General features: G+C 41.8%; 22 protein-coding genes. 12 read left to right on the forward strand and 10 right to left on the reverse strand.

The annotated features are described in order from the left end of the window. Positions 1-35: 35 nt before the first annotated feature. The 4 genes from asd to omp85 are packed head-to-tail and all read left to right on the forward strand — an operon-like array spanning position 36 to position 6,004. Positions 36-1,094 carry an aspartate-semialdehyde dehydrogenase gene (asd, locus tag EHS15_RS08135; RefSeq protein WP_135760049.1) on the forward strand — a complete coding sequence of 353 codons (1,059 nt, stop codon included), beginning with the start codon at positions 36-38 and terminating at the stop codon, positions 1,092-1,094. A 7-nt stretch (positions 1,095-1,101) separates the two neighbouring features. Continuing rightward, entirely contained in the window at positions 1,102-3,093 is a 1,992-nt protein-coding gene (locus EHS15_RS08140; RefSeq protein WP_135760050.1) for a hypothetical protein, read from the forward strand. Between the two features lie 5 nt (positions 3,094-3,098). Continuing rightward, a complete protein-coding gene (pyk, locus tag EHS15_RS08145; RefSeq protein WP_135760051.1) occupies positions 3,099-4,532 on the forward strand; it encodes a pyruvate kinase in 1,434 nt (477 codons plus the stop codon). A 26-nt stretch (positions 4,533-4,558) separates the two neighbouring features. Next, on the forward strand, positions 4,559-6,004 hold the full coding sequence (omp85, locus tag EHS15_RS08150) for an Omp85 family outer membrane protein (protein ID WP_135760052.1): 1,446 nt from the start codon (positions 4,559-4,561) through the stop codon (positions 6,002-6,004). An 18-nt stretch (positions 6,005-6,022) separates the two neighbouring features. Here the strand turns inward: omp85 and EHS15_RS08155 are convergent, their stop codons facing one another. Then, complete coding sequence (locus EHS15_RS08155; RefSeq protein ID WP_135760053.1) at positions 6,023-6,727, reverse strand: pirin family protein; 705 nt, start codon at positions 6,725-6,727, stop codon at positions 6,023-6,025. Between the two features lie 181 nt (positions 6,728-6,908). Between EHS15_RS08155 and EHS15_RS08160 the strand changes: the two genes are divergently transcribed. Next, on the forward strand, positions 6,909-8,486 hold the full coding sequence (locus EHS15_RS08160; RefSeq protein WP_135760054.1) for a methyl-accepting chemotaxis protein: 1,578 nt from the start codon (positions 6,909-6,911) through the stop codon (positions 8,484-8,486). On the opposite strand, the gene EHS15_RS08165 is transcribed toward EHS15_RS08160, so the two are convergent. Both EHS15_RS08165 and EHS15_RS08170 read right to left on the reverse strand, forming a co-directional pair. Further along, positions 8,483-10,570, reverse strand: a complete 2,088-nt coding sequence (locus EHS15_RS08165) for an ATP-binding protein (protein WP_135760055.1) — start codon at positions 10,568-10,570, stop codon at positions 8,483-8,485. The two genes, EHS15_RS08160 and EHS15_RS08165, sit on opposite strands and share 4 nt — an antisense overlap. Further along, positions 10,571-11,362, reverse strand: coding sequence for an alpha/beta fold hydrolase (locus EHS15_RS08170; RefSeq protein ID WP_135760056.1), 792 nt, complete (start codon positions 11,360-11,362; stop codon positions 10,571-10,573). It lies immediately after the preceding gene. Between the two features lie 121 nt (positions 11,363-11,483). Between EHS15_RS08170 and EHS15_RS08175 the strand changes: the two genes are divergently transcribed. The 4 genes from EHS15_RS08175 (at position 11,484) to EHS15_RS08190 (ending at position 16,343) form a co-directional block, all read left to right on the forward strand. After that, on the forward strand, positions 11,484-12,281 hold the full coding sequence (locus EHS15_RS08175) for an SDR family oxidoreductase (RefSeq protein ID WP_135760057.1): 798 nt from the start codon (positions 11,484-11,486) through the stop codon (positions 12,279-12,281). A 2-nt stretch (positions 12,282-12,283) separates the two neighbouring features. Next, the gene (locus tag EHS15_RS08180; protein ID WP_135760058.1) at positions 12,284-12,988 is read left to right on the forward strand and encodes a hypothetical protein; all 705 of its coding nucleotides are present in this window, start codon (positions 12,284-12,286) and stop codon (positions 12,986-12,988) included. A 17-nt stretch (positions 12,989-13,005) separates the two neighbouring features. Beyond that, positions 13,006-15,684: a TonB-dependent receptor plug domain-containing protein gene (locus EHS15_RS08185; RefSeq protein ID WP_135760059.1), complete on the forward strand. Its 2,679-nt coding sequence runs from the start codon at positions 13,006-13,008 to the stop codon at positions 15,682-15,684. Positions 15,685-15,767: 83 nt separating this feature from the next. Next, entirely contained in the window at positions 15,768-16,343 is a 576-nt protein-coding gene (locus EHS15_RS08190) for a hypothetical protein (protein WP_135760060.1), read from the forward strand. 70 nt (positions 16,344-16,413) lie between these two features. On the opposite strand, the gene EHS15_RS08195 is transcribed toward EHS15_RS08190, so the two are convergent. The 7 genes from EHS15_RS08195 to EHS15_RS08225 form a co-directional block, all read right to left on the reverse strand. After that, positions 16,414-16,755 carry a nucleotide pyrophosphohydrolase gene (locus tag EHS15_RS08195; RefSeq protein ID WP_135760061.1) on the reverse strand — a complete coding sequence of 114 codons (342 nt, stop codon included), beginning with the start codon at positions 16,753-16,755 and terminating at the stop codon, positions 16,414-16,416. After that, on the reverse strand, positions 16,742-17,878 hold the full coding sequence (locus EHS15_RS08200; protein WP_135760062.1) for a hypothetical protein: 1,137 nt from the start codon (positions 17,876-17,878) through the stop codon (positions 16,742-16,744). Before EHS15_RS08200 ends, EHS15_RS08195 begins: the two co-directional genes overlap by 14 nt. A gap of 5 nt (positions 17,879-17,883) precedes the next feature. After that, the gene (locus EHS15_RS08205) at positions 17,884-19,380 is read right to left on the reverse strand and encodes an MBOAT family O-acyltransferase (RefSeq protein ID WP_135760063.1); all 1,497 of its coding nucleotides are present in this window, start codon (positions 19,378-19,380) and stop codon (positions 17,884-17,886) included. Between the two features lie 8 nt (positions 19,381-19,388). Further along, positions 19,389-20,612, reverse strand: a complete 1,224-nt coding sequence (locus EHS15_RS08210) for a hypothetical protein (RefSeq protein ID WP_246051971.1) — start codon at positions 20,610-20,612, stop codon at positions 19,389-19,391. Between the two features lie 74 nt (positions 20,613-20,686). Continuing rightward, positions 20,687-21,280: an LIMLP_18675 family protein gene (locus EHS15_RS08215; protein ID WP_135760065.1), complete on the reverse strand. Its 594-nt coding sequence runs from the start codon at positions 21,278-21,280 to the stop codon at positions 20,687-20,689. Continuing rightward, the gene (locus tag EHS15_RS08220) at positions 21,277-22,362 is read right to left on the reverse strand and encodes a glycosyltransferase family 4 protein (protein WP_135760066.1); all 1,086 of its coding nucleotides are present in this window, start codon (positions 22,360-22,362) and stop codon (positions 21,277-21,279) included. Before EHS15_RS08220 ends, EHS15_RS08215 begins: the two co-directional genes overlap by 4 nt. After that, entirely contained in the window at positions 22,346-23,635 is a 1,290-nt protein-coding gene (locus EHS15_RS08225; protein ID WP_135760067.1) for a glycosyltransferase family 87 protein, read from the reverse strand. Before EHS15_RS08225 ends, EHS15_RS08220 begins: the two co-directional genes overlap by 17 nt. A gap of 60 nt (positions 23,636-23,695) precedes the next feature. Here EHS15_RS08225 and queA point away from each other — a divergent pair, with 60 nt between their 5' ends. The 3 genes from queA (at position 23,696) to EHS15_RS08240 (ending at position 26,623) form a co-directional block, all read left to right on the forward strand. Next, positions 23,696-24,739: a tRNA preQ1(34) S-adenosylmethionine ribosyltransferase-isomerase QueA gene (gene queA, locus EHS15_RS08230; protein ID WP_135760068.1), complete on the forward strand. Its 1,044-nt coding sequence runs from the start codon at positions 23,696-23,698 to the stop codon at positions 24,737-24,739. A 62-nt stretch (positions 24,740-24,801) separates the two neighbouring features. After that, complete coding sequence (locus tag EHS15_RS19235; RefSeq protein ID WP_210416323.1) at positions 24,802-26,130, forward strand: hypothetical protein; 1,329 nt, start codon at positions 24,802-24,804, stop codon at positions 26,128-26,130. Continuing rightward, positions 26,120-26,623 carry a FlgO family outer membrane protein gene (locus EHS15_RS08240; RefSeq protein WP_246051975.1) on the forward strand — a complete coding sequence of 168 codons (504 nt, stop codon included), beginning with the start codon at positions 26,120-26,122 and terminating at the stop codon, positions 26,621-26,623. The genes EHS15_RS19235 and EHS15_RS08240 overlap by 11 nt, the downstream gene beginning before the upstream one ends. Positions 26,624-26,653: the final 30 nt, after the last annotated feature.

Below are 26,653 nucleotides of genomic sequence, written 5' to 3' on the forward strand. Positions count from 1 at the left end.
GTAAATTTCAGACCTTACATTTGATAAGGAAATTTATGGAAAAAATCAAGGTTGGGGTTCTAGGGGCGACCGGCTCCGTAGGCCAAAGATTCATTCAATTATTGGAGAACCACCCTTTCTTCACAGTCTCTCACTTAGCCGCTTCGGAAAAAAGCGCCGGGAAAACATACGGTGAGGTAATGAAGTCTCGATGGAAGATTTCGGCGGACATTCCGTCTTATGCAAAAGATATCGTAATCACGCTGCCTAAACCTTCCGATACGAAGGGCGTACAATTAGTGTTCAGCGGCCTTGATTCATCTATCGCGGGTGAGGTGGAGACCGAATACGCGGAAGCGGGCGTCATCGTTATTTCCAATTCCAAAAATCACAGAATGGATCCGAATGTTCCTATTCTGTCTGCGGAAGTGAACCCGGAACATTTGGACGTTTTAAAAGCGCAGTCCACTCCTGGTAAAATTCTTACCAATTCCAATTGCACCATCATGGGAGTGACTATTTCTTTAAAACCTCTCTTTGATAAATTCGGTTTGGAATCAGTGATGTTGTTTTCCATGCAGGCGATTTCGGGAGCGGGTTACCCTGGAGTTCCTACTATGGACATTCTGGGCAATGTGGTTCCTTATATCAGTGGAGAGGAAGATAAAGCCGAAACGGAACCTCAAAAATGTTTGGGTACCGTAAAAGACGGACAAATCGTATCCGCTCCTTTTTCCATCTCCGCTCATTGCAATCGTGTTCCCGTGTTTGACGGACATACCGTATGCGTTTCTGCGAAGTTTAAGAAAAAACCTTCCAAAGAAGAGATTTTGGATGCTTGGAAGAATTTTTCCGGAGAACCTCAAAAACTCGATCTGCCTTTGGCTCCGAAACAAGCAATTGTTTATAGGGAAGAAAGTGATCGCCCTCAGCCTCGTTTGGATTTGGATACGGGAAGAGGAATGGCCACTACCATCGGCAGACTCAGAGAAGATTCTCTCTTCGACTGGAAATGGGTGGTACTTTCGCATAATACGATCAGGGGTGCTGCAGGAGCGGCTCTTTTGAATGCGGAACTTATGTACAAAAAAGGTCTAATCGGTTCGTCAAAATAAATAAACCATGTTAGATCCGAATCTCCCCGAATTACGTGTTATGGATTACACAGCCTGTCTCCAAAAGGTGCAGGCTATGGATTCACGGGGAGATTTTTCCTACAAAGGAATTTATAAGGTGCTTCTGGTCATTTTCGAATGGACCGATAAATTTCTTCAAAACAAAGTCCTTCCGAATACCGAACAAATTGAACGGGACAGCTCCGTAGATAGGGATCGTACGGAAGCCTATGTCACCGATCTAAGTTACAAACAAAATCCTGCGATTTTGAAAAAACTGAATGTTCTGGAATTTCATCCCAATGAACCAGGAGATCCTGAAAACCCCAGAACCTATCTGAAACACAATGCAGTGTTTGCCCGTCCTACGACTGCGGACGGAGGAACTGCTTTTCGTTATGCGCTGGGATTAAACGAACTTTCCACCGCTGCCATCAAAAGCTGGTTTGAAGACAAAAGAAAATACGGCGGAAAAGAAAAGATGCGTAAAGTCATTAAGGCGGCGGTCGATGCGAACCGTCTGTTCGATACTTACGCAGCCACGGAGATAGGAAATCTTTTTCAATGCCCTTATGACAAAACGAAGGCTCAGAAAGATGCTACAATCGTCATCCATCTCAAACCTATCCTTAAACAATTAGTAGACGATAAAATACTTTTTTTCTTTCGGAACGATGCCGCAAGCAGACCTGGCAATAAATCCGTTTTTATTTATAACAAACAAAATGAAATTTCCGATCGATACGATGCATACATCGATTATGTGAGAAATTCGATTTATCCTGCATTGCAGAAGTTGGGTGTAATGGGGACTCTTTCCGAAGACGTTTGGAATTCTCCCAGACAAACTCTCACCGAAATTCTGGGATATATGAACGAATCGTACGCAGACCAGAAAACTCTTGTGGAAGAGTGTTTGGTTTTGAATGAGATCATCGAGAAAGACAGGGAAAAAGAAGAGAAACTCCAAAGAAAACAACAGATCGACGATTTGATGGGTTATCTTGCGGATGCGGGCCGAATCGTAGAGCTAAATCAATTGAGAGTCAGCGGAGAACCTTTATCCGATGAGTTTAGAGCGGTGTTATTATCCCAGCCGGAACTCCTTTATGCAGAATATGCGGATCGCAAAATTTACAACGAATTTATACTTCATAAAAACTGCATCGAATCCGCCATAGAGTCGGCAAAAAGAAGTTTTTCTTCCAGAAGATCCGATTTGGAAATCAGAGTTTTGAGTTTGATGAACGTAACCGTTCACTTGATGGAAGAAGGCCCGAAACGAATCTTAGAAGAGATAGAAGCACAAAGCCTTTTCCCTTTCCTTCCTTTTTTCACTCGTTTGTGGAGAATGATCATCGGCTCTGGAACGGTTCATAAATTTGAAGTGCCTGCCATCAAAGCGAGACTGCAGCAGCAGTTGAACAAGGATTTGATGGCACAAAAAACGGTTAAGATCGCACAAGAGAAAGAAAGACTGGTGCGTTCCAGGATGAAGGAAAAGGAAGAACAAGAGAAGGAACAAGAAAAAAGAGCGAAACAATCTTCCTCTGCTTCCAATTCTTCCGAGGATTCTGGTGATGCTTCCGACGCAGCCAAAGAAGGCACTCCTGAAGAAGAAAAAAAATGGAAAGAATCGATGGAAGGGATTGTTCGCATTCTGGATGAAGCATGGGACTTCGGCATCTATCCTGACAGAGAATACGTTCTGAATAAACTCAACGGAAAATATACGGAAGAGAATTTGATTTTCTTTCTCAAAAAATTCGGAGGGAAAGAAATCTATTCTTATCCGATTCGTAACCAAAAAGACAAGTATCCTTGGCCCATTTTGGTTTCCTCAAGTTATCTAAAAAGACAAGGGAAGAGACTTTTGGAAAAAGCGAGCGAAGAAAGCAATCGCCAAAGAAATGAAAAATTTCCAAATCAGGAGAAATTTGACATTGCGGAATCGCAGTTGGAATTTCTTAATAGAATCTTACCTAGAATCAAACCGTAATTTCAATGCCTGCAATAGAAGACTTAAGAGCCCGAAAAACAAAAATCATCTGTACAATTGGACCTGCTACTGCCTCAAAGGATATGATCCGCCAGCTTGCAGAAGCGGGAATGAATATTGCCAGAATCAACATGTCTCATGGGGATCATGACTTTCATCGTAAAATCATCAGAACCATTAAGTCCTTAAATAAGGACGAGCTTCATAAACATCCTATCTCCATTCTTTTGGACACACAAGGTCCTGAGATTCGTACGGGAGATGTCAAAAACGATCTGCATTTAAAGGTAGGGGAAACGTTTACATTTCATATCATTCCTGGAATGGAAGCGGAAGCCCAAAGTGTTTTCGTCAACTACAGAGATATCGTAAAAGATTTGAAAGTAGGAGATAAAGTCACTGTAGACAACGGCCTTATCAATCTAGCGGTGCAAGAGATCAGAGAGAACGAACTCGTTTGTACTGTGTTAGATGGTGGAAAGCTCGGCTCCAGAAAACACATCAATCTTCCCGGAATTCGAGTGAATCTTCCTTCCATCACTCCTAAAGACTTGAAAGACATCGTTTTCGGTTTGGAAGAAGATATCGACTTTGTCGCTTTATCTTTTGTTCGTTCTCATGAAGACGTAATTCAACTTCGAGGGATCATCGAAGAAAAAAATCATCATGCGCAAATCATCGCTAAAATCGAGGACCAAGAAGGTCTTCGAAACTTGGATGAAATCATCAAACATTCCGACGGGATTATGGTGGCTAGAGGAGATTTGGGAGTTGAAATCGCAATCGAAGAACTTCCGATCGTTCAAAGAAGAATCGTAAAACGATGCCAGGAAGAAGGCAAACGAGTGATCGTTGCCACTCACTTGCTCGAATCCATGATTCAAAATCCTTCGCCTACTAGGGCTGAGGTGACGGACGTTGCCAACGCTGTTTATGAAGAAGCGGATGCGATTATGCTTTCCGGTGAGTCCGCTATGGGTAAATTTCCCATTCGTTGTGTGGAGATGATGGATAAAATCGCCAGAAGGATGGAAGCTTCCATCAATTTGGGGATGGCAGCCAATCGTAAACCTAAGGACAAAAAGGAAGAGATGGCTAAGTCGGCTGCGAATCTCGCCGATTCTTTGCAGTCTCCTGCGATCATCGTAATCACAAGAAGAGGGATTACCGCGAATAATGTGGCTTCTTTCCATCCTAAGTATTCCATTGTTCACGCCTTTACGAACATGACATCTGTTCGGCGAAAACTTTGGATGACTAGGGGAGTGATTCCTTACAGAGTGGATTTCTCTTCCGATCCTGAAAAAACGATCAAACAAGCGATCCAAATTTTGGAGAACAACGGCTTTCTTCGCCCCGGTGAGAAGGTAGTCATTCTTTCCGACATCATTGCCGGAGACGATCGAGTGGAAACGATTCAAGTCAGAGAAGCGAAATAAATTTCCTACTCGATCCGTTCTAAATCATGCCCGAAAAGAAATTCATTCCTATTGTTTTCTTTTTGGGCTTTTTTGTATCTTCTTCCTCCTTTGCGGAGGAGGTAGACCCGAATCGCAAAACAACGACTACAGCGTCCGTTCCTTCCTGGATCGGAGAATTCAAAAAGCTGGATGAAAAAGAATTAGCTGCCAAAAAAGAGGGCTGGTATGTGACCGGGCTTCCTCAGATCGGAAACGATCCTGTTTCCGGAAAAGGTTTGGGAGTGAATGCGAACCTTTTTTACAACGGCACGAAAGATTCCGGTTCTTTCGAATACACTCCTTACGAATATTTAATCTCCGCAGGTGCATATAAAACTACAAGAAACACTCAAAGTTATTTTTTGACTTTGGATGCTCCTTATTTTTTAGATACTCCTTACCGCATTAAGGCGTTCGTAGGTTACGATTCGAATCTTCATAATCAATATTTCGGATTGGGAGAATCTTCCTTGCAGCCCTTGTCTTATCTGGAAAGGAATCAACCGGACGGTAGAATGCATCGAAACGCAAGTTATTCCGATTTCGAAAGCGGTAATTCTTATATCACTTCCAGAGGATACGGAAGAGAAGCCGTATCCACACAAAGAAACCACGAATATCAATTCCAAACGACATACGCTCAATTTTTTCTGGATAAAACCATCTTTAAAGTGTTTCGAATTTGGGGCGGTTCCGAAGTTTCGAATAATATTGTTAGGCGCTACGACGGAACCTGGACAAAAGCAAAAGATCCTTATTTCGGAATCCAACTGCCTGTGATGGAGGATGTTTCTTCTGTCAGTCAGGATGTGCAGGATGGAAAAATCATCGGGGAAAAAGGAGGCAATCTCAACTACATCAGAGGAGGGATTGCTTATGACACCAGAGATTACGAACCGGATCCGGACAGAGGCTGGTTGATTGAATACAATTTCAATCGCGCTGAAAAATTGATCGGTTCCGATTTCTCATATTTAAGACATACGTTCCAGGCCAAAAACTTTTGGCAGCCTTTTCCTAAATACTTCGAAGAGCTTGTTTTTGCACAAAGGGTTTTGTTGTCCAAAGCGGAAGGGCAAGTCCCTTTTTTCGAATACAGATATTTATATACAATCGACGGCCCCTCAGGAGGGTTAGGCGGTTTGAATTCTCTTAGAGGTTACAGGCAGGAAAGATTTTTAGGGCCTGTGATCGGATTTTATAATTTCGAACTTCGATGGAGATTTTCCAGTTTCGAACTATGGGATCAATTTTTTCAAATCAGTCTGGTCCCCTTTTATGATTTAGGAAGGGTTTGGGATAAACTCAGCGATGTGAACACTGTAGGATACAAACATTCCAGAGGGGTGGGGCTTAGAATCGTTTGGGACCAAGCAACTGTGATCTTGATGGATTGGGCCAGATCGAAAGAAGATAATATATTTTTTATAGATATGGGACATACGTTTTAGCGTACGTCCCGTTTTAGTTTATACGGGAACCTCGATCAAAAGAACTTCGCTTGCGACTTCCGCATTCAAACGAATTTCATCTTTTTCCCAAATTCCTACTGCGTCTCTTCTTTCCAGTTTTTGTCCTTCCGCATTCAATTTTCCATGAATTAGAAACACATACACTCCTTGGCCGGGCGCATGCGTTTTGTAAGTAAGTTCCTTGTTCGGTTCTATCTGCGCCAAAGAGAAGTATGCGTCTTGATTGATCCATACCGCATCTTGATCTTTCGGAGAAACTACCGTTTGAAATTTATTCTTTCTGTCCGCTTCTTTGAAGTCTTTTTGTTCGTATCTTGGGTTTATGTTCTTTTCCTTAGGCAAAACCCAGATTTGCAAAAAATTGACTTTTTTCTCTGCACTATGATTGAATTCGGAATGGCGAATCCCCGTTCCTGCGGACATAATTTGCACGTCACCGGTACGAATGACTCCGTTCGTGCCTGTGCTGTCCTTATGTGCCAGTTCTCCGAAAAGAGGTATGGATACGATCTCCATATTGGCATGAGGGTGGGTTCCGAATCCCATACTCGGCTCTACGATATCATCGTTGAGAACGCGAAGAGCTCCGAATTGAACTTTATTCGGATCATAATATTCTCCAAAACTAAAGGAATGACGGCTGTCGAGCCAACCGAAATCGGCATGTCCCCTGTCTTTTGCGGGGTGGAAAATTTGTTTCATATAGGGCTCCTATTTAGTTTGATATTTGATAGTTTAATATTAAATTAAATAAAGTCAATCATTTTTCCCCGTTTTTCTCCTTATTGAAGATGGTAAATTTAACATTTGTTAATGTGATATTTCGTAATTTTTCGGAAAAAATTGACTTCCCTTGTGGCAGGGAGCAGATACTTTCCATATCATGGCACTGCCAGCATCCAGACAAAAACAAATCATCAAAGATTGGGCTTTACTCGGTCCTGTTTACGTAAATAGAGTCAGATTTTCATTAGCTGCTTTTTATATCGTCGCCGTGGCCGGCTCTTATCAGACGTCCACTACCTTGCAATTGATCAGTTATTCCGTAGGAATCACCGCAATGTTCATTTACGGTGGTGTTCAGCGTTATTTGTTCGGGAAAGGCAAACTCAATAAATTTTTTCCAAGAATCTTTCTGATCTTGGACATAACCGTTTTATTCGCTGTGACTGCTTCCGGGTTATTCAGCGGCAAGGACAGTGCTGCCGACCTTATCAAATCCCCCACATTGTACGTTCTGTACTATTTTTACATCACTTACTCTTCCTTTTTATTCTCCAGAAAAACCCTTTTAATATGCACTTATTATGCGGCGCTTTGTTTGGTCGGCCTTTTGGGAATCAGTTATTCTTTAGGAGTCGAATTCAAAGAAGCATTGGGAGTTCAAAGCATGAAAGGAACCGTCGCGATTTCGAATGAATTGTTCAAAATCTTGTTTTTGATTTCTTTCGGCTATTTGGCCGGAACGGTTTTGAATCTTCTCAATCGAATGAAAGAGGAAGCGGAAACCAAAACGAAAGAATCGGAAAGACAAAGAATCTCTTCCGAGAACAGAAACATCGTTTTAAAATCCGTAGGAGAAATGCTTGCAGGTTCCTTGAATGTGATCAATCAAGTCGTTCATAACTTTAATACGCAAGTAGCTTCACAAGCTCAATCCTTGAGAGAGATGACCGACTTTATGGCTTCCTTTTCTGACAGCATTCAAAATTCGGTAGAGAACATCAAAAAGCAGGATGATCAAGTTGCGGATGCGAATCAAAATTCCGATTCCTTAAAAGCCAATCTTGCGGATGTAAGTGAGTCCTTTCAGAATTTATCCTTTCAAATGAATGAATTCAGAGTTCTAGGAGATTCCCTTTCCGTAACCGTTTCCGATTTGGACTTGCGCTTGAAATCAGTCAGTGAGGCACAGAAACAAGTAGGGGAAGTGAATCAAATTATGTCCGAAATTGCGGATAGAACCAACTTACTTGCGTTAAATGCATCTATCGAAGCAGCCAGAGCGGGGGAACACGGAAGAGGATTCGCAGTGGTCGCATCCGAAGTGGGAAAATTAGCTGACAATTCCAACGAGAACGCTACTAAAATCAAAACCATCATTCAAAAAGCGAACCGCTTCATTCAGGAAGGGGTCGAGCTTGCTTTGCAGTCTAGAGAAAAAACGGAAGCCTTACAAAAAGGATATTCCGATTTGAATTCACTTATCAGTCACCTAAACGACCGAATCGAAGTTCAGAAAAAAACCAACTTAGAGATGTTACAGTCTTTGGGCCAGATCGGAGAATTTTCCAGAAGAATCGCAGGAGAGTCCAAACTGCTGGCGAACGATAAAAATGAGATGTTGGATGTAGTCACAAAAATGGATATCAGCAATTTTGAAATCGTGAACAACGCTAAAATCATCCAGGAAAATATCATCAAACTGGAAAAACAAGCGGCGAATTTAGCGGAAGATTAAGTTTCCTTACTTTTCTTTTTTTCCGTCAGATCGGCAAGTAAAGCTTCTATCTGAGGAATGTTATAGGGTTTGCTGAACAAATCGTTCATGAATCGGAAAGAAGCCTTTTTAGACAATTCCGAAGCTAAATTCGCAGTGAGCCCGATGATGGTCGCCCATTGACCGTTTTTGGTGCTTCTTAAAATTTCGGAAGTGACAAAGCCGTCTATTCCGGGTAGGTCGATGTCCATAAAGATCAGATCGTATTTATTCTGATAAGACAATTCTACCGCTTCTTCTCCTCTGTCTATAATCACCGGTTTGATTTTGTATCTCCCCAGAATTTTACCTATCAATTTTTGATTCACTGGATTATCTTCTACAACTAACACGGATAAATCGGAATAATCGTTGGTCGCTGTTGTTGTTTGGGACGGAGTCTCTCCCGTAGCGGAAACGGTTTTGTCTTCGATAGCCTCAGTGGCCCATTCGAAAAAGAATTCAGTACCTTCTCCTACCTTACTTTTGACTTGGATGGCTCCTCCTAGAAGGGAGATCAAATTTTTCGCAACGGAGAGGCCTAGGCCTGTTCCACCGAAGTTGCGAGTGATAGAAGCGTCTGTTTGTACGAAAGGCTCGAATATGGAATCTAATTTGGCGCTAGAGATCCCGATTCCTGTGTCTATCACTTGGGCACGTATCAATAGGTTCGGTGCAGAAAAGCTCAAAATCGTAATTTGGATTTTCACTTCTCCTTCGTTCGTGAATTTGAGGGCGTTTCCTACTAGGTTTGTGAAGATTTGTCCGATGCGAAGGCTATCGCCTAATATAAATTTGGGGAATTCGTCCGGAATATCTACGATGATTTTGTTGTTCTTTTTGCGGGCTTCCGTTTCCAAAAGTTTTGCCAAATCGAATAACACTGCGGCCAGAGAAAAAGGAAGGGATTCCAATTCCATATTGCCCGTTTCCACCTTGGCAAAATCAAGGAAATGATTGATCGTCTTTAAAAGACTGTGACTGCTTCTTTCGATTAGTTCCAAAGACTCCAACACTTCTTTTTTGTGTTCGTAAGAAAGAAGCAGTTCTGTCAGACCTATGATTCCTGTTAAAGGAGTTCTAATTTCATGACTGAGTTTGGAGATAAATACCGTTTTGGCCAAATTCTCTTTCTGAGCGGCTTCGCTCTTTTCTTTTAAGGCGGCATTTAAAAGAGTTAATGTTTCTTGGTGTGTATGTATCGCAGTGACATCGTCGAAGAGCCAAAGTCTTCCGGGAGACTTTCTTCCTTTGATGATTTGAGATTGAACTTGGTATACTTTTTTTTCAGGAGTTTGAATCATCCAATAAGTACTGAAACCTTCCAGATTCGGATCGGTAAAACCAACCGTCATCTGGCCTTGGATTTCTGGAAGATTGGAAGTAGTGTCCAAAATTTTTCTCATAGCTGAAGAAATTTTATAAGAAGGATGAGATCCTGGACTGAGAGAAAAAAGTTTCCCCGCGTTTTCGTTGATCCATGAGATGTCTGTTTCCGTGTCCACAAAAACGAGTGCTTGGGGAATGGTTTTCAGAATGGACTGTAGTCTGGACTCTATGGATATAAAAGTGATTTCTCTTTGTTCCGTTTTGAGGCTTTCTACGATTCTGGGCGCGATGGATTCTATCGTGGAAACCAGAACATTCGTATCTTTGTTTTCATCCGTATAACAAAATAAGATGATATGGTTTGTTCCTGTGGAAGTTTCTTCGTAAAAAACTCCGAAGGCGGAAATCACTTTCAGCTCTTCCAAAGGATCGAAAAATAATTTGGAAAATGCGTTTTTTTCCAAATGGAAAAAATGTATGTTTTGATCCGCCCCGGACAATCTTTTTAAAATAGAAGGATCGGTAAATTTTTGTTCTGCGGTGGCTTGCGGAAAGATCTCCGTCAATTGTACGGAAAGAGAATCGACGGATTCAAAACGTAAAAGAAAATCCGCCTCCAAGATATGAAGGCAAAGTTTGTAAAACTCTTGTTTTTTGTCTATAGAAGAAGAAAGAGACAGTCTCGAAGATTCATGATAGAACTTGAGAACTTTCTCGAAATCTACATAAGAAGTCATCTAATCAATAAAACCTTTAAAAGCCTCTAATACTTGTTCGGGGGCACTGATATGGGGGAAGTGTCCCGAAGATTTGATATGAATCGTTTTGCCGTTAGGAAGATTTTTCTCCAAATATTTTCCCACTTCCATAGGAACCGCTATGTCAGCGGAAGGTTGCAGCACTAATATGTTGTGTTTGCAGTTGGGTAGATCTTTTCTATGGTCGGACTGAAAGATCGTTTTTGCCACGGAGAGAGCGATATCTGGGCGAACTTGCCGGAGAGTGGCTTCAAAAGCTTTTGCCAATTCTGGGTTGTCTTCGTTTTTCATAACGGCAGGAGCAAAACCGGCGGTCCATGTGAAGAAATTCGTTTCCATGGCTCCATAGAGTTGATTCAAATCTTCTTGGGTGAACCCTCCTATGTAATTTTCATCATTCAAATAGCGGGGAGAGGCACCGATGACCGCTAATTTTTGGAATAGATCCGGTCGTCTGCTGGAAGCTAGCAGTCCGACGATGGAACTTACGGAGTGTCCGATAAAAAGAACATCTTTAAGTTCGATTTCGTCCATGATCTGGATCAGATCTTCTGCGTAAGCATAAAGGTTCGAATAACGGGTGTGACTGTATAGATTAGGGTCTGTTTTTCCCGAACCTATATTATCGAACAGCACCAACCTATAATTAGGTGCAAAATGCGGATAGATCAAATCCCAGGCGGATTGATCGGTTCCGAAACCATGAGCGAAAAGGATGGTTTTTTTCGCGTCCCCAATAATTCGTAAGTTTTGGTTTTTTGCTCTCGACATAGGTAGATCCTATGATATTCGACGAAAATAGGAAAGATTAAATTCTGAAAACTTTCCCTTTGACAATCTGCGCTCCGCTCGATTATTTTGTGACAATCAGCTTCTCTGAAAGGCGGGTTTTATGGAATGGAAAGATAAAGTGGTTTGGGTCACCGGTGCCTCTTCCGGCATGGGTGAGGAAATGGTGAAAGAGCTGGCGGGAAAAGGCGCCAAGGTGATTTTGTCGTCCCGCAACCGGGAAGAACTTTCCAGAGTACAAAAAGAGGCGGGTCTTTCGGATCAAAATTCATTAATCCTCCCCTTGGATTTAGAGAAATACGAAACACTTTCCAAGTCCGTTCCTGCTGCCTTGAAGAAATGGGGTAAGGTGGATGCTCTCATCAACAACGGAGGGATCAGCCAAAGGGATCTGGCAGAAAATACCTCTCTCTCCGTTACTGAAAAAATCATGAATGTGAACTTTTACGGCGCCATCGCTTTGACTATGGCTTTGTATCCGCATTTTAAGGAAAACCGATCTGGAATCATTGCGGTGATTTCCAGCGTGGCCGGTAAAACGGGAACCAGGCTACGATCTTCCTACTCTGCCAGTAAACATGCGTTACATGGTTATTTCGACAGTCTGCGGGCAGAAAGCCATGCCTTTGGGATTCAAGTTTCTTTGATCTGTCCCGGTTTTGTAAGAACTAAAATTTCCTACAACGCACTTGTCGGATCCGGCAAAACGCATAACAAGATGGACGATGCTTTAGCGAAAGGTTTGGATCCGAACCAAACCGCAAAACGTATTTTAGACAGTATCGCAAGAGGGAAGGATGAAGTAGTCATAGGAGGATTCCAAGAGACCATGGCTACCTATCTGAAGCGTTTTTTTCCGGGACTTCTTACTAAAATTCTTAGAAACGCAAAAGTGACCTAACAATGCCTTGGACGGAAGGAAAACCTTACGGCTCTTTTAAAAAGATACTTTTAGAACCTGCTTCTTTGGCGCAGGAGGCGAAAGTTTTGGCAGAATCTATTGCAGAATTACTTTCTCTTTGGAAAGCAGAATCTTTGTCGGATGCGGAAACTGCACTTCGTTTTGTGCTTCTGCATTTGGAATATAGAGCCGGTTCCAGAGCCTATTTGAAAACGGGTAAAAATCTTCCTCCTAAAGAACCGATTCTGCCTTTTCTGGAGACAGCTCGATTTTTCGGAATGCCTGATACGGTGAGGCAGGCTCTTTGGAAATGGAATGCGGGAGAGTGGGACATTCGTTTGGTGGATTTTCATCCTACAGGCAAAGAAATGCTTTATTCCCAAAGTATGGGCTATCGTCTAACTACGATTGATTGGGAAGCTTGTCTCTCAGGACAGCTTGTGGAGGAAAAAAGAGATTCTTTCGAACATCTTCTCCATGACTTAGCACATGCATTTATGTTTTTTCGGGAAGATTACGATCATATCGGGCAAGTGAATTTTTTTAAAGCGATGTATTCCGAATTCTCCCACTTCGAAACTTTTTTGGTCTCCGATTCCGAATTCAAAAGAAAATTCGAATATTGTATTTCCGATATGAATTCTCATCCTGCTCATTTGGAAGCTTATTGGAAAGCAATCCGAAGAGAAGCCGGCATTCCCGTCTGATTGGCACATAAGATACAATGAACCTTCTGCGATCGATTTTTTTGTTTTCCTGCTTAACGTTCGCATTCTGTTTTCTTTTCGTTTTTTCCATCCGAGCGCAGGCACAAGGAATCCTGGAAGTTAAGATTCGTTTGGTGCGATCGCAATCCGGCAAACCTGTTTCGAATGCGGTAGTGGTTTCCAAACAAGCAGGGGCGGCGGGTACTTCCGATGCGGAAGGGCTGGTGGTTCTGAAATTTCCCGGTTCGGGGTATTACCAACTTCGTATCGCCACTTCGGATAAAGTGGAGGTTGTGACGAAGGAAATACGTTACAATAAACAGGAGATTTTGGTTGCGTTAGCCGAGTCAGTGGGATCTTCGGGGATCGTAGTGAGTGGGGAAAGGGATAAAACTCCTCTTTCTCGTTACGGTTTGGTTCAAGACGAAATCAAAAGAATTCCGGGTGTGGCAGGGGATTCTTTAAAAGCGATTCAAACCATTCCTGGAATTGCGATCGGCGTCCCCGTAGGAGTTCTTCCTACCGTGTTTACTAACGTAAGTAATTCGCTCACGGGAGTTCCTTATTCCAACAGTGAAAGAGGGGATCTTTCTTTGAGGGGAGGAGGAACCAGACAAAATCAATATTTTTTTGACGGTTTCCCTCTTCCTTATCCATTCCATTTGGGGAATCAATCTTCCGTATTGAATAATAATCTAATTCGTTCCTTCGACGTATATACGGGAGCGTTCCCTTCTAAATACGGTTTTGCTACGGGAGGGATTATCGCCATCGAAGGCACGGATAAAGTGGAATCGAATCGATCGGTTGTGAATGTGAATTTCTTTTTGGCGGATATTTACAACCAAACTAAGATTAATCCTTCTTTATCAATGGTAAGTTCCGGTAGAAAAAACTATCCGAATCTTGTTTTGTTACAGGCGTATCCTGCGGGGATTCCGGAAGATGCTAAGTTTGCAGAATACCAAGACTTTCAATGGAAGATGATATGGGATATCTCGAACGAACACAAACTTACCGTTCAAACTTTCGGAACTAGAGACAGACAGGCTTATACGAAACAACAGGCGAATTATGAAAGAGGCGGATCCGATCCCAGACCTCCTACGGGATTGGATCGTAATTTTAGAACGGACGGGATCAGGCATATCTGGAAAGGAAAGTGGTTTCGAAATTCCATTTCGTATTCCAGGACGGAGTTCAATGAATTTTTCGAAGTCAGGGTGTCCAATCCTGCCACTGCCGAAACGATCTTCGGCCTTCAAAACAGAACCTCGGATTACATTACTTATGCGGAAGAAAGATTGGAGTTGGATCTGATCGAAGAACATCTTAGATTCGAAGGAGGTTTACAGTTCAGAGGAAGGGAAACGAACTTAAAAGGGGAAAATATCAGTTCCGCAAATCCTTTGTTCGGTGATATATTTAATAATTTATTGAATTCCAGCGCTCAGTTTCGTTCCGTAATCGATGGAGACAGAATCAGATACAACGAACTGGCAGGATTCGGAGAATTCCAAGTGAAATGGCAAGGAATTCGCTTCCATCCAGGTGCGAGGGTTGATACATATTCCGGAAGCGGAGAAAAAAATCTATCTCCAAGAATCACCGGAGGATATGTTTTCGAGTCTACGAAAACATCCATACTCGCAGGCCACGGAGTGCATTACAACTCACCCGTTTCCGTGGAACAGCTTTCCACTAGATCCGGCAACCCCAACCTGTTTATGGAAAGATCGGAGCACAATTCGTTAGGAGTGTCTCAGGAAATCGGCCAAGGCTGGCTGATCAAAGTAGAAGGGTTTCATAATATCTTCCAAAACATCATCGTTGCAGATAACTATGCGATCGATCCTTATTCGCCTAATACTGATTTGAGATTGGTGGTAAATAATCCGACGAATGCTCAAAGAAATCCTTTTATCCCTAGAAATTTGAATTATTCGAACTCAGGATACGGTCATTCGGAAGGAATTGAAATCTTTATCAAAAAATCCAGAAACCCCAGAGAAGAGTCTGGGAGTTTCGGATGGATTTCTTATACGAATTCGATCACCAAAAGAATCAACAACCAACCTCGACTTACCAGCACTCAATCGAGTGATAGAGCATTGGCGAACAGCACACGCACTTTGCTTTCCCAAGGAAAGTTAGGTACCAATTATATCAATTATTACGACGACAACAGTTATGAAGTTCTTTATAATAATGATAAGGAAGAATTGTACGATCTGGATCGAACCCATATATTGAACTGCGTATTCGGATATCGATTTAATCCGGACTGGCAGATAGGAGGAAGGTTTCGCTATTTTTCTGGAACACCTTACACCCCTATTGTGAGTGCGGACAGAGCAAGCCAGGCAGCGACCTTCGGAGTAAATTTATATTTTCCCAAATATTCGGACAATTACAACAGCGATCGTTTTCGGCCGTTTCATCAAATCGACATTCGAATCGATATGTTCGATCATTACTCCTGGGGTTATATCAATGTGTATTTGGAATTGGTGAATTTTTACGGAAGAATGAACCAAGACGGATACAACTTCGATAATTTTAAAGCCTACCAAAGAGGAGTGAACCCTTCCGCAACGTACGATACAGTGAACTCTCCTTATATCCAATCCCAGAGGCCGAACGGGAGCCCCATCAATCTTCCTCTGATCAATTTAGGAATGGAGGCGAGGTTTTGAAACGTAAATTCCTTTCAATCCTACATTTAACATTTGTTTTATTTTTTTGTTTTTCTTTCGTTTTTTGCGAGGACGGAGAAGAATTGAAGAAAAAAAAGAATAACGATACTTTGTTTTTCACTATGATCCTTTCCGACTTTAGGATGCAAGGGAACTGTTTGAAATCGGTCTCTTCCGGTTCTACCGTAACTAGAACTTGTTCCAGATATCCAAGAGGATATTGTTTTATCAATTTGTACATCCGAACGAAAGAAGAGGCTGCTAGTTCTCTGAATGCGGGCAGAAAAATCATAGAAAGAGTTTCCTTATGTCAAGAAAGTCTGGTTCTATCCGGTGTGCCTGCCGTAAAACAGACTACAGCCGAAGAGGAAAATCAAATCAGGGCAAATTACGGTTTTGAAGTTGTGAATTCATGCGAAGAAGCAGGTGTTTCCTTGGTAAGTTCGAAACGATTGGCAAGTTACGAAGAACTTTTGTTTTTGGAATCCGTGAGAGGCAAGGTGGCTCGTGCCGCTTGGACGATCTCTAAAAACCCTTTCCTTTCCGCAGCTTCCAGAAATAACGCAAACTCTTGTTTGGAAAAGGAATTTACTCCCTCCGAGAAGGATTTGGCCAAACAAGTCGTAGAAACGACTTTGCTTTTAGAAGTGGGTTTTTAATTGAGTTTATTTTTTTTGCAGTTAGGTGAAGGTTGGGCTTGGCTCGAACCTTGCTCGGTGGATGTCGGGTTTAGCTCAATTTCGGATTGGATTTATGTCTTTCCGAATCTCGTTTCGTGTTTTTATTCAAAGTTTGGCGGATACAATCTTCTAAAGAAAGTCCCATTTGATTGGCCAGGCAGGTGAGTACGAAAAGAATGTCTCCTATCTCTAAAGGGATGTTATCTTTGGACTCTCCTTTTTTGAAAGATTGATCCCCGTAAGTTCTTGCCATCAGTCGGGAAAGTTCTCCCACTTCTTCTACAAGAATCGCCAGGTTGGTCATTTCCGAAAAGTAACGAACCCCGATGGAATTGATCCATTCATCCACCGATTTTTGCATTTGATTGAGAGTGAGTTCATTTGGTTCCAAGTCTATTCTCCAAAGCATTCGATAAGATGTATGTGAACTTTTCCATTCCCGCTTTGTTTAAGTGAATCAAGTCGAAACAATATTCCCCGTTGTCTGTTCCTAAGGAATCTTGCAGGTCGATTTGATCTAATGTTTGATAGGGGGAAAGCGCTTCCGTCAGTCCTTTTTCCCAAACTAACATTCTTTCTTTGCTATTGAACTCCCGAATGGCTGTGGAGTAGGGAGCGAATATATCGATGATATGGATTTTCCTTTCTCCTATAAGAGAGTACATCTTTTTTAATCTTCGGAAGTAACGTTTTGTATCTTCCGTATCTTTAGGATCTTTTGGTACGGTGCTTGCGACCCCGCAGGTTTCGTGGATCATCCTTCTATGATCAAAATTCGATTCCGCAGGAATGGGAAAAGAGGAATCGAATTTGGTGATCTCAAGACAGTTTTCTAAGCTTGTGATATGGTAAGGTCCCATGGATTCTATATTGTCGTTTTCATAGTCCCAAGGATTCAAATTCGGATTCTTATTTTTACGTGCGATCGCTTTCAATCTTTCGTTGAAGTTGATGAATAGATCCGCTAGATCTTTTCTATAGGCGATGGATTTGAGAGCCAGAAAAAAATAATTATTAGGTTTGGGCTCGTATTCGAATTCTCCGATAAGGGGAATCGCTCTGAAATTTCCAAGTTCAGATAACATAGCTAAGGTGGGATCGATCGCTTCCGTTCTATCCACCCATGCCATTCCAGGTTCCAAAATATGAAGGACATATTTTACGTTAGGAAATTGATCCAAATATTTTTCCAGAATGCGGTGCTGCACTACCAGTTCGGAACCTCGTATTGCGATGGACTGTGCTTTCCATCCTTTTGCCTTCAGCTCTTCGTTTAAGATCCGTACACTGATCCCTTCGAAGGCCACGGATGTCCCTACGATCAATATATCAGGATTCAATACGTCTCTGTTCTTTAGAACATGATCCGTGACTCTGTTTACATTGGATGCATAGGAATTTTTTTTCAACATCGGTTTGTAAATGCCGGATTGCAATAGAACTTCTACGAAGAGAAGGATTACCAATGCAAAGATAAGTCTTTTATCGAGTAAAAAGGATTTCAGTTCTTTCATAATTTTTAAAACACAAAGTAGAGAAAATTCTGACTTTCTGTGACTCCGAAAAATAAGAGTAAATAAACATTCACGATTACGAATGCGGTATATTTGAAACGATTGCCTTCGAATAGAGTAGGAACTTGTCTTTTTGAAAATACGTAACTAGCTAAAAAGCAGATGAAAAGTAAAATTCCATAATGGTAATTGTTCCATCGAAGAAGGGGTTGGTCGTTTCCTTGGAGGAAGATAAGTCCTTTCATCATCTCCACAGCCTTTGTCATCGTTTCTGCACGGAACATGATGAACCCGAAAGAGAGACAGAACATTGTGAACACTCTTGCGAACAGATCGTACAACTTTCCTCCCTTTTCATTCAAGAAGGCGGCGGTGTTCGTTTGGCTGTAGAATTTATGTCCGAGCAACATCACTCCCTGCCAAATTCCCCAGCCGACGAAGTGGTAAGCCGCTCCGTGCCAAAGGCCTGCGAACAGCCAAGTGATCATAATGTTTCGCATATAGGTTAAAGTGGATCCTCTGGAACCGCCTAATGGAATGTATATGTAGTCACGAATCCATGTGGAAAAGGAAATATGCCACCTGGACCAATGGTCAGCTATGTTTCTGCAGGACATAGGGAAGTTGAAGTTAGGATTGAATTGAAACCCGAAAAGTCTTGCCACACCGATAGCTATGTCCGTGTATCCTGCGAAGTCGAAATAAATCTGCCAGCCGAAAGCCAAAGAAGCAGTCCACATTTCGATGGGATTTAAGTTTTGATAGTTTGCGAAGGAAGCGTCTACCACCTTGGCAAGGTTATCTGCGAACACCATCTTTCTTGTGAAACCGATCAGAATGAGGCAGAAAGCCGCATCTATATTCTCTTTATGAACGGAAAGTCTGTGATCCAGATCCCGGAAGAATGTTTCTGCACGAACGATAGGTCCTGCTACAAGTTGAGGAAAGAAGGCAACATAAAGGGAAAAATCCAGAAACGATTTTCTAGCTTCCGTTTTGCGGTTGAACACATCTATCGTGTAACTCATGGACTGGAAGGTGTAGAAAGAGATCCCTACGGGGAGAATGATGTTTTGGTTTTCAAACTTAAATCCGTTGAATACATTCAAGTCGTTGAAAAGTCCCAGTAAAAAGTCCGTATATTTGAAAAAACCTAACGTGCCTAAGTTGACCACAAGGGAAACGATCAACAATAGTTTTCTCGTTTTATCCCCATCCTCTTTGGATTCGATCCATTTAGCCGCGAAGTAATCCACGACTGTGGAAAAAAGAAGGATGCATACGTAAGGATTGAAATGGAAATCGCAGTAAAGAATATCTACGTAGTATTTAATCCCGGAAGTTGCAGGTGCTTCGCACCGTATCGAACTGGGATGCCAAGCCATATAAAAATAATAACTGGCAAGTAGGAAAAACAAACGTTGCCATTTGTTCTTGAGAAGATTCCCAACGATGATGGTAAAAACAAAAAATACAATGAATTCAAAAGAGTTAAATAACATAAGTTTTCCTATTTATATATCTTTTCCTCTGCAAGTTTGAGAACGGGGCCTTGGATCCCTTCTATGTATCCGAATTTGGGCCCGACGGATCGGGGGAGTGTGGAGAATGTAAAATTGGTGATGAAATACAAAGCACCTACGACTGCGTAGGTGGAATGAATGAGTGACTGAGAAAATTTGGGAAGGGAAGGGAAAGATAACGATTTCAGGATATAAAAGTTGAGAATCCAAAGAGCAATGGTGGTTCCCACCCAAAACTCGAAGAAATATCCTTCCCACCAAGTGTAAAATCCGATCGACGGTATCAGCCAAAACAACATAATGAATAATTCTTTTCCGAATTCCTTTCGCATTTTGCGGAAATTCAAAAATCCCAAACTCAAACTAAAAATCCAGAACAAAAGATGCAGATTGTAGGGAGCGTGGCTGCGGTTCCAGAGGTCGGAAAAGTTCACTCTGAACTTAGGAGCCACGTTTTGGAAAACCAGAAAGGCATCCCCGATCCCTCTGTAAAAATAGTGGATATAATTTTTTTCTCCTCCGGAAGTTCCCCATCGATCGATTGCTGCATATAGAAACATCCAAAAGGAAAAATGTTTTTCGTCTATATTGCCCAATCCTCTTTTTAGGATGATGAATCCTACGAATAGGTAAGAGAGGATGGTAGCGACTCCCAAAGTGAAAAGATAAAGGAAAATGATTCGCATCTTTGTTCCGAAGGTTCTTCCGTCCGTCAACAGAACCGCCATCGGCACCATTCCGAAGTGGATCACATTGGATTGGTGAAAGTAGATGGAAAAAAGTTGAACCACCCAAAGGAAAATCAAATGTTTTCCTTTGAGTCCTTTCCTCATAAAAAATATTGTGAATAGAAACAACAGCGCCATCAGACAGGAATGTATGAGCGGGGTGTCATTATGGAGGCTGTAAAACCAAAAGGCTTGGCTCACTTGGATCAGAAACGCCAGAAGAAGCGCAGCGATAAAGTCGTGATAGAGTTTATAAAATAACCATGTAAAAGCGCCTAAGAAAAACAAGGCGAATGCGAGTATCCTGAGCCTGAGAAAGAACATAATGTCCGTCGTCGGATATACGTCTTGCAATAACCTCCAATATAAAAGTCCCGAGGATTCGAACCCTAAATGATGGGGATTGTAAAAAGCGGCTTCTACTTTGTTTTTCTGAATGTTCAGCGCATATACGCACGAGTCCCAGTCGAAATTACGGGACATGTACCTCAGATGGAACAGAAGTAATACTAGAATGAAAAGTATAACAACGATTTTTCGCAAGGAAAGAATCTGCCTTAGTTTCTCTTCAGTATCTTATCCAGGACTGCTTTGTTTTTTCCGTAAGGGAAAAAATAAGGGGAGGAACAAAGTGTTTCTCCGTCCTTTTTCCATACCAAGCGGTTGAGCCCCAGATAATCCGTGATTCCGGAATGATTCCATTCCACATGTATGCCTGCTTGTTCTCTGGGGAACTGAGTGAGCTTTTTACCGAAGCCTGAACTTTTGATCAGCCAAATCTCCGTTTTCAAAAGATAAACTCTTTGGTTCCATTTGGAAAGTAGGGAACCTAAGTCCCAGATCAGTGAAACGGATATATAAAAGAATACGAATAGAGACAGATATTGATAGTATTTGATTTGATCGAGGAAAGGAATTTTCAACACCTTTGTGATTTCGAGCAAAGCGACGAACCAATATAAAAAATCTCCCAGATAGTGGATATTGAGCGCGAATAAGGTGAGAAATCCGAAACAAAGAACCAAAGCGATAACGGAAGGAAGATGATTCGGACGGATTTCCTCATAAATAGAAGTTCCGAAAAAACGGACTTTTTTCTTCGCTCTGTATTCATTGAACCAAAAAATTATTTTTTTCCACTTTGATTTCATGGGAATATGACCTCTTCGATTTGTTTGGCGGTCCTAACCCAGGACCATTCCTTTTCGGGAAAAGGAGGTTTTCTTGTTTTTGTTTTGAATTTTGCCGCTTCCGCGAAGGCATCCGCCCATCCTTTTCTTGATGAGGAAGGCACATAACGGTCGCAAGGAGAAAGTATTTCTTCGAATACCGGAATTTGGGAAGCGACACATCTTTTGTCTTCGATCATCGCTTCCAATAAGGGCAGTCCGAATCCTTCGTGATGGGAGGGGAAAAAGAACACTTCGCACTCTTCTATTCCTTGTCCCAGAAGATCATCATTTGGATTTTCGAAAAAATAGATTCCTTTGTCTTTCGCTTCCGGCCGGGTCAACTCTGCGTACAATTTGTCACCTTCCTCTCCCCATCCTTTTCTTCCTAAGATCACAAGACTGTGTTTATCCTTGGGGTTTTGTTGTTTGAAATCAGAGAAGGCTTCCGTAAGCAGTTTGATGTTTTTTCTGGGTTCCAATGTGCCGATCGTCAGAAAAAAAGGTTTCGGGAAAAAGTTTTTTTCCTTTTTGAACTTTCTTCTGATCACTCCCGGATAAACCACCAAACATTTATCAGTTGCTTTCGGGTCGAATGCGGAAATTTCGTTTTTCGTATTTTTCGAAAGGCAAAAAATTCGATCCGCATTTTTGATCGTGCGAGGGGATAGAAATTTATGTTGGTAGTAATTCCATTTTGCCATCGTTTCCGGTGCGGAAACAAAATTCAGATCGTGGTAATTGACGAAGCTGGGGATGTCCAGTTTTCTAAAGGGGAGCATCTGTAAAGTTCCCCAGAATGTATCGATCGAAAGGGCTTTCAATCGTTTCGGTAAAATCCAATTCAAATACAAAGGACCCGGCCAAGGTTTGGATTCGATCACTGGAACTACGGATTCGAATTCCAATAAATCCTTAAAAACCGGATGAATCGGTTTATTGCTGAAAAAATAAAAACGATTCCCTTTGCTTTTAGGGATGATAATCCGCAGAACTTCCGCTAAATAGCGGGAATTCCCCGTGATTCCGTATGCTAAGGGCCGAACATCAATTCCTAATTTCATTTTTTTTGAAGGAGAAGTAAAGTATAAGAATATAAAGAGCTGCGTTCAGATAAAACAGAACGGAGAACATTAGAAAAACGTTTTCCATCACGCTTCCCACAACGGATCTGTGAGTGAGAAGAACAAGTGAGGCGATCACAAGAAAGGTGTTTCTTTCTCTTTTCGACCATTCGTATGTTAGAAAATGCGAAATCAAAAAATACATAGGGAAAATACAAATCACGAAGCTGTGAATCCAACTGATTCCGCTGAACAAACAAGAAGCAAGAAAGAGTAAAGAAGCGAGTTCCCATTTTCGGTCCGGCCTTTTCAGAAGGAGAAGAATAGGAGCTCCGAAGATAAGAATGATGATCAGTTGAATCGTTTTTACTGTGTTCAAGGAAAGATCCGCAAACGGCAGTCGGTAGAGCGGCTGGTTCACGAAGTCTGCACCTGAAATAAAATATTTAGCCAAAGTGGAAGGAAGGCTTTGGTTGTTTTTCCAGGAACGAAGGAGAGGATTAGAGAGTGCATTTCCTAAGACTTGAGTGATCCATTCCTTAGTCATAGTTAGGGTATAATCGAAATCGTAGAGAAGGGGGAGTGCATTCCAAAGGATCATTCCCAAAAAGAACCATAACAATGCTTTGATTCGTTTTTCATAAAGAAATAATACGATGAAAACGGCGGGAGTGACTTTGATGCTGGTCGCAAGTGCTAGAGTAAGTCCCGATACGATGTCGTTTTTGGAGAGTAAGGATGCTAAAACCAAAAATACCAATAAAATCCCCACTTGGTTGTTTTGGATATGGCTCTCCAGATAACGAAAGTTAGTGAGAATGACTAGTACAAAAACCCAATAATTGAACTTAGGTTTGAATCCGAATTTTTCTCCTTTCGAAAGAAGATAAAATATTCCGAGAAGAGCCAGCCAGTTGATAAAAGAATGGATTCCTGAAGCAATTTCGGGAGATAGTTTTCCCAGAGGAATGAGTAAAAAAGAAAACAGTGGCGGATAAATATAAGTCGCCGTCTGGTTTTGGAGTGCATCCAGAAGAGAAGCGTTGGCGGGTAAAAATAATTCTTCCCAAGTAGTGACTTTTTGGGATAGTTCTGCCGCTACATCGAATTTATAGAGGTTTTCTTTCGTCTCCCATCTTTGACTTGCATGGTAATAATCCAAAAAGTCCGATTTTTGATGGGTGCGGGTGAGGCCGTTCCCCAGAAAAAACAAAACTAAGATGATAAATAAAAATTTTCCACCTATCTCAGGGTTCCGAATCTCTTTCAACATGGTTTTACAACCATTCCTCGGGTTTTCTCTTTTCAGGCAAGGTTTTACTGACAAAATGCCATGTTAGATTTTTTATCCGAATACGATTTTCCACTTCCAGAATCGCAAATTGCGAAATTTCCCAGTGAAAAAAGGGACGAATCCAGGCTGCTTATTCTGGATCGCAAAAACGATGCACTCAAGGAACATTCCCGGTTCAGGGACATCATAGACTATCTTCATCCCGGGGATGTTCTCGTTTATAACGAAACTAAAGTATCTTACAGAAGGGTGTTTTTAAAGTCAGAAAAGGGCAGGATCCACGAATCCGTCTTTCTGGAATTTTTAGACAAAGAAGGAAAAGACTGGCTCTGTATTCTAAAGAACAGAAGAAAATTAAAGTTAGGTGAGAGGCTGGTTCCGGAAGGATATGATTCTCCCGTTTTCATCTATTCCGGTTCTAAGGAAGATCTTTCCATTCTAAAAACGAACCGGCCCGTTTCCGAAGACGAATTTTTCGTCTGGGGAAATATTCCCATTCCTCCTTATCTCAAACGAAAAGCGGAGAAGTCGGATCAGGAAAGATACCAAACGATTTTTGCAAATAATCCTGGTTCGGTGGCGGCACCTACCGCCGGTTTGCATTTTACGGAAGCTTTGAAAAAAACTTTAGAAGAGAAGGGGGTGATTTTTGTTCCCGTTTTACTTCAAATAGGTTATGGAACTTTTCAACCCTTGCAGGAAGAACAAATCCGCACCAAAAAGCTACATAAAGAAAAATATATTATGTCCGATGTTACCTCTGCTATATTGAATCAGGCCGTTCGAGAGAAGAGAAGGGTAATTGCAGTAGGTACTACATCCTTACGGGTTTTAGAATCGGTTTTTGACCCTCAATCTCAAATATATAAGTCAGGTGATGGCGAAGCTGACATATTTTTGTCACCAGGAGACACAATCCATTCCATCCAAGGACTCATCACAAATTTTCATCTTCCGCAATCCAGCCTGCTCTTACTTGTTAATTGTTTTGGAGGGAAAAGTTTGGTTATGAGATCTTATCGTTATGCACTGGAAAAAAATTTCCGATTTTATTCTTATGGGGACGTAATGTTCTTATTTTGAAAAATGAATTTACAAGTCATAAAGATCGGAAATAATCGAAGGACACAATCAAACATTTGACCATGTTTTCCCCACAATCTTCATTACTTGTCTCTCTTCTCTCCGGAGTTGGGTTGTTGGCAGTCGTGTCCCTAGCGCCTGTAAAATCCTATGACAGTATGGATGTACCTTTTCCTCTCGGTTCTAAAAACCAACCTGCTTCCCTGTTCGCAAAAGGGAACGGTTCCCTTCCTTCTTCGCAGGAAATTTCTTTCCATTCCAGAGAAAAAGATACTACGTCTTCTCCGAATGAATTCAGTCTGAGAGCTCCTATCGCCGAATTGATGCTTCGAGAAAAAGGAAATTGGGCGGATGGAATTCTTCCTGCCGAATCTGAAGCACTTTCTGCGAACATCCGCAACAGAACGGACTGGGATCTATACTCCAATCGTCCGGGGGAGAGAAAGGTTTTTTTCCAAAAAGACGGTTTGGTCATGAAAGGGGTCAGCAATTATTCCCTATCCGGTTTGTATCCTTCTTCTTACTTCAGAAGGGAAGGTTCTTATATGGATCGTTTCGGAAACAGAAGATTCGATTCTTACGAACTTCAGTATCCTATAACATCTAATATAGGTGCTGTGGTGCAAAGCGGCGGTTACGACCACTTCGACGATCGTTCCAGAGAACAAAGAAGTGTAGCGATGGCGGGCTTCTCCGTAAAAACGGGAAATTTTTTCTCTGCGAAAGTTTTAACTGGAGATGCTAGTTATAGTTATACGCCAACATCAAACATGAATTATAATCCTCTGAACCCGAATCGTTCCACAGATATTTCCAGAAGGGATAGAGACGATATCAGACAAATGTACGAATGGCAGGCAAGTTTCACTCCTTCCGATTACTTTAAGGTTCAAACTTCCCTTTACAACCAAAGAACTGAAAATTCGCTGAACCTTTCTTCACCTGACGGAGGTAAAGTGTCTTTGTTTATGGGAAGCAAAACCGTTCAGATGAATGTTCGATACAATTACATGACCAATCGAAACACTGCTGCCGGTCAAACGAGTCAAGTGTTCAATCCGACACAAGACTTAGCTTCCTTGGGAGTGGTAGTGTTTTTGGATCCGTCTCAAAGATACTCTCTCTACTTAGGTAATAATTTTTACAACGTACTAAATGATCCTACCAATCAGGTGAAAGATGCAAGCGGCAAATCGCCTACCACTTTCACCGCTTCGATTCGCGGTAAAAATCCTTCTGCGAGCAGATCCAGTTTTTTTCTTAACTTTCAAAATCAATTCTATAAGGACGGCAGCGTATTGGGAATGCCGGGAGTTGTTCCTTTGGGTATGCAACAAGGGAAGTCCTTCTACGAATATGCCACCTCACTGGGGTTAGAACTTGCCTTTTAAAAAAATCCTTCTTCTTTTCTTTTTCCCTCTTTTGTTGTCTTCCTGTTTCTTCAGCGATGAAAAGGAGGTTCGACCTAAAAAGCCGCCTCTTCCTCCTTTGGAACAATTGGCTATTTCCCTCTCGGAAAAGGGGTTCCTTGTCAATAAACAAAGAATGATCGTTCTTACCTTCACCAATACGGACGGTACCAAAAGCCCTTACGGGACGATTCTCTCCGAAAAACTCACTACGGAATTGGTCAAAAAAGATAGATTCCTGGTTTTGGACAGAATGGCGATGGAAAAGACCTTAAAGGAAAAGGGACTCAGTCTCGATTCCGATTTGGATATGGCCACCTTGCGAAAAATAGGCGAGGTTCTGAATGTGGATATCCTGGTGACGGGGATTCTCAGTGCATACCAAGGCGGAGTTTTCATCAATACCCGACTCATCGACATAAAAACCGGCCTCATCTTGAAAGCGGAAGAGGTTTATGTCTTAATCGATGGTTGATTCCTCAAAATAGCCCAATTTACAGTCGAA

Source organism: Leptospira idonii (genome assembly GCF_004770995.1).
Classification (GTDB): domain Bacteria; phylum Spirochaetota; class Leptospiria; order Leptospirales; family Leptospiraceae; genus Leptospira_A; species Leptospira_A idonii.

What these genes read in the sequence shown, in the direction of transcription:
- EHS15_RS08200 (WP_135760062.1), bottom strand. Translation starts at nt 17,878, where the DNA reads ATGAAAGAACTGAAATCCTTTTTACTCGATAAAAGACTTATCTTTGCA.
- EHS15_RS08175 (WP_135760057.1), top strand. Translation starts at nt 11,484, where the DNA reads ATGGAATGGAAAGATAAAGTGGTTTGGGTCACCGGTGCCTCTTCCGGC.
- EHS15_RS08155 (WP_135760053.1), bottom strand. Translation starts at nt 6,727, where the DNA reads ATGAAACAAATTTTCCACCCCGCAAAAGACAGGGGACATGCCGATTTC.
- EHS15_RS08185 (WP_135760059.1), top strand. Translation starts at nt 13,006, where the DNA reads ATGAACCTTCTGCGATCGATTTTTTTGTTTTCCTGCTTAACGTTCGCA.
- EHS15_RS08160 (WP_135760054.1), top strand. Translation starts at nt 6,909, where the DNA reads ATGGCACTGCCAGCATCCAGACAAAAACAAATCATCAAAGATTGGGCT.
- EHS15_RS08205 (WP_135760063.1), bottom strand. Translation starts at nt 19,380, where the DNA reads ATGTTATTTAACTCTTTTGAATTCATTGTATTTTTTGTTTTTACCATC.
- queA (WP_135760068.1), top strand. Translation starts at nt 23,696, where the DNA reads ATGTTAGATTTTTTATCCGAATACGATTTTCCACTTCCAGAATCGCAA.
- EHS15_RS08180 (WP_135760058.1), top strand. Translation starts at nt 12,284, where the DNA reads ATGCCTTGGACGGAAGGAAAACCTTACGGCTCTTTTAAAAAGATACTT.
- EHS15_RS08165 (WP_135760055.1), bottom strand. Translation starts at nt 10,570, where the DNA reads ATGACTTCTTATGTAGATTTCGAGAAAGTTCTCAAGTTCTATCATGAA.
- EHS15_RS08140 (WP_135760050.1), top strand. Translation starts at nt 1,102, where the DNA reads ATGTTAGATCCGAATCTCCCCGAATTACGTGTTATGGATTACACAGCC.
- EHS15_RS08215 (WP_135760065.1), bottom strand. Translation starts at nt 21,280, where the DNA reads ATGAAATCAAAGTGGAAAAAAATAATTTTTTGGTTCAATGAATACAGA.
- omp85 (WP_135760052.1), top strand. Translation starts at nt 4,559, where the DNA reads ATGCCCGAAAAGAAATTCATTCCTATTGTTTTCTTTTTGGGCTTTTTT.
- asd (WP_135760049.1), top strand. Translation starts at nt 36, where the DNA reads ATGGAAAAAATCAAGGTTGGGGTTCTAGGGGCGACCGGCTCCGTAGGC.
- EHS15_RS08225 (WP_135760067.1), bottom strand. Translation starts at nt 23,635, where the DNA reads ATGTTGAAAGAGATTCGGAACCCTGAGATAGGTGGAAAATTTTTATTT.
- EHS15_RS19235 (WP_210416323.1), top strand. Translation starts at nt 24,802, where the DNA reads ATGTTTTCCCCACAATCTTCATTACTTGTCTCTCTTCTCTCCGGAGTT.
- EHS15_RS08210 (WP_246051971.1), bottom strand. Translation starts at nt 20,612, where the DNA reads ATGTCCCGTAATTTCGACTGGGACTCGTGCGTATATGCGCTGAACATT.
- pyk (WP_135760051.1), top strand. Translation starts at nt 3,099, where the DNA reads ATGCCTGCAATAGAAGACTTAAGAGCCCGAAAAACAAAAATCATCTGT.
- EHS15_RS08220 (WP_135760066.1), bottom strand. Translation starts at nt 22,362, where the DNA reads ATGAAATTAGGAATTGATGTTCGGCCCTTAGCATACGGAATCACGGGG.
- EHS15_RS08170 (WP_135760056.1), bottom strand. Translation starts at nt 11,362, where the DNA reads ATGTCGAGAGCAAAAAACCAAAACTTACGAATTATTGGGGACGCGAAA.